The sequence below is a fragment of the Asticcacaulis sp. genome (genome assembly GCF_020217185.1).
Taxonomy (GTDB): domain Bacteria; phylum Pseudomonadota; class Alphaproteobacteria; order Caulobacterales; family Caulobacteraceae; genus Asticcacaulis.
Map to the genome: position 1 here is coordinate 1 of NZ_JAIWNX010000025.1, position 10000 is coordinate 10000.

At 61.6% G+C, this 10000-nt stretch carries 10 protein-coding genes and 1 pseudogene; 7 read left to right on the forward strand and 4 right to left on the reverse strand.

The window, feature by feature from the left end; all coding sequences use genetic code 11:
* From LDL37_RS01180 to purL, 3 genes are all read left to right on the forward strand, one after another.
* Positions 1–296 (forward strand): phosphoribosylformylglycinamidine synthase subunit PurQ (locus LDL37_RS01180; RefSeq protein WP_290793148.1); only part of this gene is annotated, 296 nt, incomplete at its 5' end.
* Positions 297–375: 79 nt separating this feature from the next.
* Positions 376–1824: an alpha/beta fold hydrolase gene (locus tag LDL37_RS01185; protein ID WP_290793151.1), complete on the forward strand. Its 1449-nt coding sequence runs from the start codon at positions 376–378 to the stop codon at positions 1822–1824.
* Positions 1825–1875: 51 nt separating this feature from the next.
* Complete coding sequence (gene purL, locus LDL37_RS01190) at positions 1876–4092, forward strand: phosphoribosylformylglycinamidine synthase subunit PurL (RefSeq protein WP_290793154.1); 2217 nt, start codon at positions 1876–1878, stop codon at positions 4090–4092.
* Positions 4093–4126: 34 nt separating this feature from the next.
* Here the strand turns inward: purL and LDL37_RS01195 are convergent, their stop codons facing one another.
* Positions 4127–4894, reverse strand: a complete 768-nt coding sequence (locus tag LDL37_RS01195; RefSeq protein ID WP_290793157.1) for a tetratricopeptide repeat protein — start codon at positions 4892–4894, stop codon at positions 4127–4129.
* 125 nt (positions 4895–5019) lie between these two features.
* Between LDL37_RS01195 and LDL37_RS01200 the strand changes: the two genes are divergently transcribed.
* The 3 genes from LDL37_RS01200 (at position 5020) to grxD (ending at position 6598) form a co-directional block, all read left to right on the forward strand.
* Positions 5020–5250: a BolA family transcriptional regulator gene (locus LDL37_RS01200; protein ID WP_290793160.1), complete on the forward strand. Its 231-nt coding sequence runs from the start codon at positions 5020–5022 to the stop codon at positions 5248–5250.
* Between the two features lie 12 nt (positions 5251–5262).
* A complete protein-coding gene (locus tag LDL37_RS01205) occupies positions 5263–6189 on the forward strand; it encodes an aldo/keto reductase (protein WP_290793163.1) in 927 nt (308 codons plus the stop codon).
* A 67-nt stretch (positions 6190–6256) separates the two neighbouring features.
* Positions 6257–6598, forward strand: coding sequence for a Grx4 family monothiol glutaredoxin (gene grxD, locus LDL37_RS01210; protein WP_290793167.1), 342 nt, complete (start codon positions 6257–6259; stop codon positions 6596–6598).
* 394 nt (positions 6599–6992) lie between these two features.
* Here grxD and rpsD read toward each other — a convergent pair whose 3' ends face one another.
* Both rpsD and LDL37_RS01220 read right to left on the reverse strand, forming a co-directional pair.
* Positions 6993–7610 carry a 30S ribosomal protein S4 gene (gene rpsD / locus LDL37_RS01215; protein ID WP_013480534.1) on the reverse strand — a complete coding sequence of 206 codons (618 nt, stop codon included), beginning with the start codon at positions 7608–7610 and terminating at the stop codon, positions 6993–6995.
* A 172-nt stretch (positions 7611–7782) separates the two neighbouring features.
* On the reverse strand, positions 7783–9102 hold the full coding sequence (locus LDL37_RS01220) for a hemolysin family protein (RefSeq protein ID WP_290793170.1): 1320 nt from the start codon (positions 9100–9102) through the stop codon (positions 7783–7785).
* A gap of 175 nt (positions 9103–9277) precedes the next feature.
* Here LDL37_RS01220 and LDL37_RS01225 point away from each other — a divergent pair, with 175 nt between their 5' ends.
* Positions 9278–9835 (forward strand): hypothetical protein, encoded by a 558-nt coding sequence (locus tag LDL37_RS01225; protein ID WP_290793173.1) that lies wholly within the window; start codon positions 9278–9280, stop codon positions 9833–9835.
* On the opposite strand, the pseudogene LDL37_RS01230 reads toward LDL37_RS01225, so the two are convergent.
* Positions 9825–10000, reverse strand: a pseudogene (locus tag LDL37_RS01230) (S-formylglutathione hydrolase); the annotation flags it as partial. The gene LDL37_RS01225 and the pseudogene LDL37_RS01230 sit on opposite strands and share 11 nt — an antisense overlap.

The following is a 10000-nucleotide window of genomic DNA, read 5'->3' on the forward strand; positions in this document are numbered from 1 at the left end:
GCTTTACCTCGGCCTATGGCGACAAGGCGAGCGTGTGGATGACGCAGGGCAATGGCGACGGCAACTTCTTCGCCGATGCCGAAACCCTGAAAGCCATCGAAGACAATCATCAGGTCGTGTTCCGTTACGTCGAAAACCCCAATGGCTCGGTCAACAACATCGCCGGCATCATGAATGCCGAAGGCAATGTGCTGGGCATGATGCCGCACCCGGACCGCGCCTTTGAACCGGCGCTGGGTTCGGCCGACGGCGCGCCGCTGTTCCACAGCCTGATGCGCGTGCTTCAGGCCGCCTGACGCAAAGGCCGATTGACACAAACGGTTGCAAATGCAACCCCTTACCTGTCCGTCTGGCCGGACAGGTAAGGGGTTTTTTATGCGTATCCGTAATGGGTTTTGGGTCTCTGCGATTGTGGCTTTGACGGCGGGGTGCGCCGCGGCCAGTCCCTTCCCCGACACGCCTGTGACCACCACCCTGCCACTGGGCTATCACGCGAAAGCCTGCCCCGCCGCCTACAAGACCATCGTCACAACCCGCCCCATTGAATGCGGCGATATGGTGGTTGAGGAAACACGCGGCAGCGGCAATGGCCGCCGCATCAGCTTTCCCGTCGTCATTGCGCGTGCCGCCACGCCTGACAAAAAGCCCGATCCGCTGATCTATCTGCACGGCGGCCCCGGCGGCGATATTGTCGCGGCTGCGCCCTATATCGCTAAGGGTGACAAGACCGCGCTCGACCGCGACCTGATCCTGTTCGATCATCGCGGCACCGGGCAATCGACCCCCTCGCTCGATTGCGGCGAAGCCCCCCTGTCCGACGCGGGTGTGACCAGCGCGGCGGGCGTAGAGGTGCTGAAGGCGTGCGCCCTGCACTGGCGCGCCAAAGGCGTGGACACGTCGCAATATCATTCCGCCGTCATCGCTCAGGATATCCGCGACCTGCGTCAGGCCCTGCACATCACCACCTATAACCTGTTCGGTGGCTCCTACGGCACGCGCGTGGCCATGGCCGTCATGCAGCACGACCCCGAAGGCCTGCGCAGCGTTATCCTCAGTTCTACCTGGCCACCGGAGGCCAATGCCACCGCCCCCCTGCCCGGTCTGGTATCGCGTGAGGTGCGTCAGGTGCTGGCCTATTGCCGCGCCGATGCCACCTGCCGTCAGCGCTTCCCCGATCTGGAGGCGCGCTTCGATGCCCGCCTGAAACAGTGGCTGGACGCGCCGCTCACCCACAAGGGCCAGACCTATACGGCGGACGAAGTCGGGGCCTTCCTGCTCGATGAACTCTACAGCGATCACGGCGCGCGAAGCCTGCCCCTGACCATGGATCGCCTGCTGAAGGGCGATTTTGCCGCGTTGGACGCCTTCAAAAAGGTACAGGCGGGCTATACCGAAGGCCAGTTCTTCACCACCCTGTGCCGTGAGGAATTTGCTTTCGAAGACCCGGCGGCGCTTGAGGCCACCGACCGCAACGACCCGATCGCCCTGTCGGTCGCCCGCGATGCGCGCCGCTTCTTTGAGGTCTGCCCGGCCTTTGCTACAGGCCGCGCCGAGGCGGTGGAAAACCAGCCCCTGAGCAGCGATATCCCGACCCTGATGCTGTCGGCGGATATCGACGCCGGCTGTCCGGCGGAACTGTCGGATGAGGCCGTCAAGCGCCTCAGCCACGGGCGCAACTATACCTTCGTCAACCGGATGCACACGATTCAGGGCAGCGCCTGCGCGCAAAAAATGATGGCGCAGTTCCTGCAAACCGCCGATCCTGCGGTGGACGCCGCGTGCATGAAAGACGACCGCCCCAAATTTCCGTTCATTTACGAGTGAGCCTACCAATAATAGCTGACAGGGCGCACTGAATCCGCTAAACGCGCGCCCATGAGCACGACATCCTCCGCCCCCGCCCAAACCCAGAAGTCCATGGCCGACTATGCGTCGGAGTTCGGACTGAAGCCCGACGAATATCAGGTCATCCTCGACCGGCTGGGGCGCGAACCCAACTACGTCGAGCTGGGCGTCTTCTCGGTGATGTGGTCGGAGCACTGCTCGTACAAATCCTCGCGGATGCACCTGCGCAAATTCCCGGTGACGGGTGAGCGCGTCATCTGCGGGCCGGGCGAAAACGCCGGGGTCATCGACATTGGCGACGGTCAGGCCTGCATCTTCAAGATGGAAAGCCACAACCACCCCTCCTATATCGAACCCTATCAGGGCGCGGCAACGGGCGTCGGCGGCATCATGCGCGACGTTTTCACCATGGGCGCGCGCCCGGTGGCGCTGCTCAACGCCCTGCGCTTCGGTGAGCCGTCTCACCCCAAAACCAAACGCATCGTCGAAGGCGTCGTCGCGGGTATCGGCGGTTACGGCAACTGCGTCGGCGTGCCGACCGTGGCGGGGGAAACCAACTTCCACGCGGGCTATAACGGCAACTGCCTTGTCAACGCCATGTGCGTGGGCCTGGCCGATGCCGACAAGATCTTCTATTCCGCCGCGCCGGAACCCGGCCTGCCGGTCGTCTATTTCGGGTCAAAGACGGGCCGCGACGGCATCCACGGCGCGACCATGTCCTCGGCTGAATTTTCCGAAGACTCCGAAGAGAAGCGCCCGACGGTTCAGGTGGGCGACCCCTTCGCCGAAAAGCTGCTGATCGAAGCGACGCTGGAGCTGATGGCGTCGGGTGCCGTTGCCGCCATTCAGGACATGGGCGCCGCCGGTCTCACCTCCTCGTCGGTTGAAATGGCCGGTAAGGGCGGGCTTGGCATCACGCTCGACCTCGACAAGGTGCCGCAGCGCGAAGAAAATATGTCGGCCTATGAGATGATGCTGTCGGAGTCTCAGGAGCGGATGCTGGCCATCCTCAAGCCGGGACGCGAAAACGACGGCTACCGCATCTTCGAAAAGTGGGGCCTCGATGCCGCCGTCATCGGCGAAACCAACACCTCGGGCCATATCGTTCTGAAGCACAAGGGCGAGGTCGTCTGCGACCTGCCGCTGGGCCCGCTGAGCGACGACGCACCGCTGTACGATCGCCCGTGGGTCGAACCGGATATGGAAGCGCCGCTCGCCTCAGTGCCCTCGGCCCCGGTCGGTGATGCCCTGCTGACGATTCTGGCCTCGCCGGACATGGCCTCCAAGCGCTGGCTGTGGGAACAGTACGACCGCCACGTCATGGCCGACACTCTGGCCGACTCAGCGACCGGTTCGGACGCCGGCATGGTCCGCGTCCATGGCACCAAGAAGGCGCTGGCCGTCACCTCGGACTGCACGCCGCGCTACGTCAAGGCCAACCCCTATGAGGGCGGCAAGCAGGCCGTGGCCGAAGCCTGGCGCAACCTGACCGCCGTAGGGGCCGATCCTATTGCCATCACCGACAATCTGAACTTCGGCAATCCGGAACGCCCCAAGATCATGGGGCAGATCGTGCGCGCCATCGACGGCATGGCCGAAGCCTGCCGCGAACTGAACTTCCCCGTCGTGTCGGGGAATGTGTCGCTGTATAACGAGACCAATGGCGTTGCCATCCCCCCGACCCCGACCGTGGGCGCGGTGGGCCTGCTGACCGACTACGATCAGCGCGTCGGTTTTGATACGCTGAAGGCCGGTCAGGTGCTGGTCCTCGTCGGGGAAACCGTCGGCGAACTGGGCTCGTCTCTCTACCTGCGCGAAGTGCACGGCATCGAAGCCGGGGCGCCGCCGAAGGTCGATCTGAGCGTCGAAAAGCGCAATGGCGACTTTGTGCGCGACCTGATCCGCTCCAAAACCGCCAAGGCTGTGCACGACCTGTCGGACGGCGGCCTGCTGCCCGCGGCTTTCGACATGGCGTCGGCATCGGGCGTCGGTATCGAGCTGAAAAACCCGACCGATCTCGAAGACCACGTCTTCGCCTTTGCCGAAGATCAGGCGCGCTACCTGATCGCGGTGGACGAAGCGTCGGCGCATCTGGTGCTGGCCAAGGCCGCCGAAGCCGGCGTTCCGGCCCTGACCATCGGCGTGGCGGGCGGCTCTGACCTCAGCCTGACCGGTGCGATGTCGCTAAGCCTCGCTGAGCTGCAAACCGCCAATGAGCGCTGGCTGCCGGAATTTATGGGGTCGTAAAGGCCCCTCCCTTGATGTTGAGGGAGGGAACTTCTTAAAATGTCACCTGATTTTGCCCCGGTCGCACCCGCTCCGGGCGGCGTTCGGTAAAGCGCTTTTCCGCCTCGGCACGCTGAGCCTTGGTCATCAACGGCGTCAGCCGTTGCAGATCAGCGGATACCGGTGGCGGGTTTTGTTGCCAGGTGCGCCCTTCGTGCGCCAGTGCATAGAAAACATAGGCCTCGGTCAGGTCCTTGGTCACGCCCTCGCCTGCCTCCAGCCGCCGCGCCCATTCGCTCTGTGCTTCGGGCAAGCCAGCTTCGGCGGCCTTGCGGATCAGGTCGATCCCCCGCGTACAGTTGGCCTCGACACCCCGCCCCTCGCACAGCATCTGCCCCGTCAGCAGCAAGCCTTGCGGATAGTCCTTGAAGGCCGAGCGCTGCACCCAGACAAAGGCCTCCTTCTCGTCTTTTACGATTCCCTCGCCGCTGAGATAGTGGCGCCCTAACTGATACTGCGCCTCGGCATGGCTCTGGGCCGCCGCCTTTTTGTACCATTCCACAGCCTTGGCCGGGTCTTTCTCGACCTGAAAGCCGTTATCATAGGCCTGCGCCACATAGACCTGCGACTTCAGTACACCGATCTCGGCGTAGGCCAGTTCGTAATCAAAAGCCGTCTTGTAGATTTTGACGCCGCGCCAGCGCTCATTCTCCTGCCACATCCACAGCCCGGCAATGACCAGCGGCACCACAAAGGCCAGCACCTGCACCCAGCGCACCCACGGCTTAGGCTTGGGGTTGCGGATATCCGTCAGATTGGTCATGCGGCGGTCCGTAAATAGGGTAAAGCCATGCCCGCAAAGGCGGACGATTGCCACTTGTTAACCCATTTTGTGATAGTTCCAAGCCCATTGTGTTTGTTAATCGAGTCGTTCACAAGGCCCTCCCCATGCCCATTGCGCAATCCGACCTCGAAGCCCGCCTGAAGGCCGCCTTTCCCGATGCCGAGATTGTCGTCGAAGATCTGGCCGGGGACGGCGATCACTACAAAGCCTATATTACCGACGCCGGGTTTGCCGGGATGCCGCGCGTGCGTCAGCACCAGAAGGTCTATGCGGCGCTGTCCGATCTGATGAGCGGGCCGTTGCACGCTCTGGCCCTCGAAACCCGCGTCCCCTGAGGCTCGCCCGCCATGCGCTATCGCCCGTTCGGACATTCCGGTCAGGCCCTTTCCGCCCTGGGACTCAATGTCTCGTGGGCAAAGCTCGGTCGCAGCCGTAATGCCGCGACGCGGCTGCTGAACACCGCGCTTGAAAACGGCATCAATACGTTTCACCTGACCTCGGCCCATCCGGACCTGCTGGCGGCGGCGACCGAAACCTTTGCGGTTGTCGATCGCCGCGTCCTGTTCATTTCGCTGAGTGCCGAAGAAGAAGGGAGCAGCGATCCCGCCGACGAATACCGGCTTGAGCCCCTGCGCGAGCGCCTGCGCGGCGTCATCAAATCGTCGGGCCTGCAATGGATCGACCTGCTCGTGTTCCATGCCAACGGCTTTGATCGTATTCCCGACCGTAGCTGGACCTTTATCACCGCCCTGCGTGAGGCGGGGATGCTGAAATTTACCGGGGCGACGGCCAATGACGACCTGATCAAGGTCGCGGTGGATGACGGGCGTTTCAACATCCTCAAGACCGTTTTCGACATCGACACCTCGTGGAACAAGCGCCATCTGCTCGACTACGCGTTGGCACAGGGCATGGCCGTTTTCGGGCACGACTTCTTCCCGGCGCAGTACCGTAAACCCGAAGCCGTTGTGCCGAAAAAGGGTTGGCTCGGCCTGTTCGGTGGCCAATCCATCGACCCTTTGGCCGGACGCGGCACTTACGCCTTCCTGCATCAGACACCCGACTGGACCGCCGAAGAACTGTGCCTGTCCTACGCCCTGACCCAGCCCAATCTTTCGACGCTTTTTGTCAACGCCGACGACCCGGAGCACCTGGACTCACTGGTCGCCGTGGTCGAACGCGCCATGCCGACCTCGGTGCCGGCGCAGATCGAGATGGCGCGCTTTTCGGCTCAGGCCGATGAGCTGGCGAACGCGCGCAAGAAACAGGCCTGATCCACTGGATTTTGTGGCGCTCTGTGCCTATATCCGTCCCATAAAACCTTTTTCCGGAGTGCCCGCCGTGAGCGCCGATATCCATACCGAAGTGCATCAGTTCATTGATGGCACCATCAAGAGCAACCCCGTCGTCCTGTTCATGAAGGGCACGCCGGATCAGCCGCGCTGTGGCTTCTCTTCGCTGGTGGTGCAGGTTCTGGACCATCTGGGCGTCGAGTTTGCCGGGGTGGACGTCCTGCAGGACAACGATCTGCGCGAAGGCATCAAGGTCTATTCCGACTGGCCGACCATCCCGCAGCTCTATGTGAAGGAAGAGTTCATCGGTGGCGCCGACATCGTGCGCGAACTGTTCCAGAACGGCGAACTGAAAACGCTTCTGGCCGAAAAAGGCGTGATCGAGGCCTGATTTCGCTTTTTCTTTCATACGCCTGACACACGCCCTGCCCTGTTTGGTCAGGGCGTTTTTGTTGGCGATGCGGTCAGATGATACGCAGGTTTTGCCAAAAATTGTGTGAAACCAAAGCCAATAACAAAAAACCCCGGAAGGCGAACCTTCCAGGGTTTTGTACGTCTGATCTCTACTAGAGCATTCGTCGGCTCAGATGAGCCGCCGAATAGCTCTAATTATTTCTAACGCCTCATGTTTTTCCGAAAAGTGGTGTCCACTTTTCGGCATGAGGCTCTAAGCCGTAATGACGCGGCGAAAATGTCTGGCTTTTGAGCACCCGAAGCGATGTGTACGAGAGTACATGAGCAAGGGCGCGCAAAAAGACGGGCATTTGCAGCCCGTCAGGACGCGCTTAGGACGAGTAGTATTCGACGATCAGGTTCGGCTCCATCTTGACCGGATACGGAACTTCCGACAGTTCCGGCAGGCGCAGATAGGTGGCCTTCATCGCCTTGGCGTCCAGTTCGATATAGTCCGGCACGTCGCGCTCAGGCGATTGCAGGGCTTCGAGCACCAGAGCCATGTTGCGCGAACGCTCGCGGACCTCGATCACGTCGCCGACCTTCACGCGGTAAGAGGCGATGTTCACCTTCTTGCCGTTGACCAGCACGTGGCCGTGGTTGACGAACTGACGGGCCGCCCACACGGTCGGCACGAACTTGCAGCGATAGACGATGGCGTCCAGACGCGACTCCAGCAGCGCGATCAGGTTCTCGGAGGTGTTGCCCTTGCGGCGATCGGCCTCTTCGTAGATCTTCGAGAATTGCTTCTCGGTGATGTTGCCGTAGTAGCCCTTCAGCTTTTGCTTGGCGCGCAGTTGCAGGCCGAAGTCCGAAACCTTGGACTTGCGACGCTGACCGTGCTGGCCGGGGCCGTAGGAGCGCTTGTTGACGGGGGACTTGGGACGGCCCCACAGGTTTTCACCCATGGCGCGGTCGAGCTTGTACTTGGCGCTGTGGCGCTTCGACATAGTCTTACCTTTATATAACCCTGTCCGGCGTCCCGCGAGAGTGCGAGACAGCGATTTCAACGGCGGTTCAGGATCAACCCGTAATAGCCCGCCTACCGATGGTAAGCAGGAGAAGCGGCGCTTATGGCGTCATCGGCGCGCAGAGTCAAGCCGCTGCCGTGCCGAACCCGGCCTACTCCTCGTCTGCCTCGTCCTTTTCAGGCTTGCGGAGGGGCGTGAACAGCAGCTTGTCGATGCGGCGTTCGTCCATGTCGATCACCTCGACGCGGTGATGACCCAGGGTCAGGATTTCGCCCTCCTTGGGGAAGCGGCCCAGACGGTGCAGGACCAGACCCGCCGCCGTGTGATAACCGGTGCCGGGCTCATAGGCCTCATCCAGCGCTTCCGACAGCTCGAACAGGTCGGCGCGCCCATCGACCAGACACGAGCCGTCCTCACGATGCAGGATCATCGGCTGCTCGTCGTCGTGCTCCTCATTGAAGTCACCGGCGATCATTTCCAGCAGGTCGGTCGGGGTCAGCACGCCTTCGATGGTGCCGAACTCATTGACGACAAAGGCGATATGCAGCTTCGACGCCTTGAACATGTCGAGCGCCTGAAGGAGCGAGGTGGTATCGGGGATATAGATCGGCTCAGCGATCAGCTTTTGCAGGTCGAGCGGCTCACCGCTCAGGAGCGTGTCGGCGACGTCGCGCTTGTGCAGGATGCCGATGGGGTTTTCCATGTCCTGCCCGCGCACCACAACAATACGCGAATAGGGACAAGCACGGATGTCGTTGCGGATGACCTTCTCTTCGTCATCAATGGAAATCCAGTACACTTCGGGGCGCGGCGTCATGGCCACGCGCGCCGGCCGGTCGCCCAGGCGCATCACTTCGGTCATCATGGCCTGTTCCGCTGGCTCGATCAGGCCCGCGCCCATGCCTTCGGCCAGGGCGGTTTCCACCTCTTCCTGCGTGATGGTCTCGCCCTTTTCGTCGCGAATGCCAAGAAGGCGCAGGACCAGCGTGGTCGAACCGGTCAGCAAGGTCACAAACGGCCCCATGGCCATGGCCAAAAATGACAGCGGGCGCGACACGAAACCGGCAATGGTTTCCGGGAAGATCAGCGCCACGCGCTTGGGCACCAGTTCGCCGACGATCAGCGACAGATAGGTGAGCAGCACGACGACGATACCGGTGGCCAGCGCCTCGCTATAGGCCGCCAGCGCCGGGAAGTTATGTTCCAGCAGGTGATCCAGCTCACTGGCGATCGTGGCCTGACCATAGGCACCGGCCAGAATACCGATCAGCGTAATCCCCACCTGCACCGCCGACAGGAACCGCGTCGGGTCCTGCGACAGCTTCAGCGCCTGTTGCGCCCCCTTGTCCCCTTTGTCGGCACGGCTTTGCAGCTTGGCACGGCGAGACGACACCACGGCCAGTTCGGACATGGCAAATATGCCGTTCAGCACCACCAGAAGGAGGACGACGGCACAGGCAAGCAGTAACATTGGGGGGAAGATCCGGAACGAAGCCATCCTGCGGCTCCACGGCTTATGCTAGTCACTAAACTGAGCGGGCGCAATATTTTAGGCGTGCGCTTTGCCGATTATACCTTAACAGTTTCGTTATTCGATCCGTAAGCGTGGCTTGAGCGTACCCTTTATACTTCACAGGAAACCCCCGATGAAACGCAATGCTGCGCTGGGCTCCGGCCTTCTTTTATGTCTGGCCTCAGCGGCCCACGCCGCCGACCTCACCCCGCAACAGGCCCTGCTCAGTCTTGAAGGCGAGTGGACCGGGGCGCTGGAATACCGTGATTATCAGAGCGATAAATGGTTCGCTCTGCCCGTCAGCCGCACGGTAAAGATGCTTGAGGACAAAACGACGGTTCTGGAAACCTCACGCTATGATGACGGACCCAAGACCGGCATTGTCTATATCTATGGCCTCTCCGCCTTTGAACCGGATGGCAGGACGCTGGCCAGCGCCAGCTTCCGCAAAGGTAAACCGGCCTCGGAAGACCGCGAAACGGTGAGCCTCGCCAAAGGGGCGACGGCGGAAAACTGGACCCTCTATTTCGACAGCACCGCCACGGATGATGACCGTCCGGCGCGTATCCGCGTTACGATGACGTATAAGGACAATGCCTATACGACGCTGAAAGAAATAGATTTTACCGACGATGCCACGGAAACCTGGATCACGCGCAATCGCTCACACATGAAACGGGTTACGCCTTAAGCCGCCGGGCGTGAAAGTCGAGGTGGTCGTCGATGAAGCTGGCGATGAAATAGTAGCTGTGGTCATAGCCTTCGTGACGGCGCAGGGTCAGCTTTTGCCCCACCACCCCGGCGGCCTGTTCCAGCAGATGAGGCATCAGTTGCGTCTCCAGGAAAGGATCGGCCA

What these genes read in the sequence shown, in the direction of transcription:
- LDL37_RS01200 (WP_290793160.1), top strand. Translation starts at nt 5,020, where the DNA reads ATGCCCATTGCGCAATCCGACCTCGAAGCCCGCCTGAAGGCCGCCTTT.
- LDL37_RS01185 (WP_290793151.1), top strand. Translation starts at nt 376, where the DNA reads ATGCGTATCCGTAATGGGTTTTGGGTCTCTGCGATTGTGGCTTTGACG.
- LDL37_RS01205 (WP_290793163.1), top strand. Translation starts at nt 5,263, where the DNA reads ATGCGCTATCGCCCGTTCGGACATTCCGGTCAGGCCCTTTCCGCCCTG.
- LDL37_RS01195 (WP_290793157.1), bottom strand. Translation starts at nt 4,894, where the DNA reads ATGACCAATCTGACGGATATCCGCAACCCCAAGCCTAAGCCGTGGGTG.
- LDL37_RS01225 (WP_290793173.1), top strand. Translation starts at nt 9,278, where the DNA reads ATGAAACGCAATGCTGCGCTGGGCTCCGGCCTTCTTTTATGTCTGGCC.
- purL (WP_290793154.1), top strand. Translation starts at nt 1,876, where the DNA reads ATGAGCACGACATCCTCCGCCCCCGCCCAAACCCAGAAGTCCATGGCC.
- rpsD (WP_013480534.1), bottom strand. Translation starts at nt 7,610, where the DNA reads ATGTCGAAGCGCCACAGCGCCAAGTACAAGCTCGACCGCGCCATGGGT.
- LDL37_RS01220 (WP_290793170.1), bottom strand. Translation starts at nt 9,102, where the DNA reads ATGTTACTGCTTGCCTGTGCCGTCGTCCTCCTTCTGGTGGTGCTGAAC.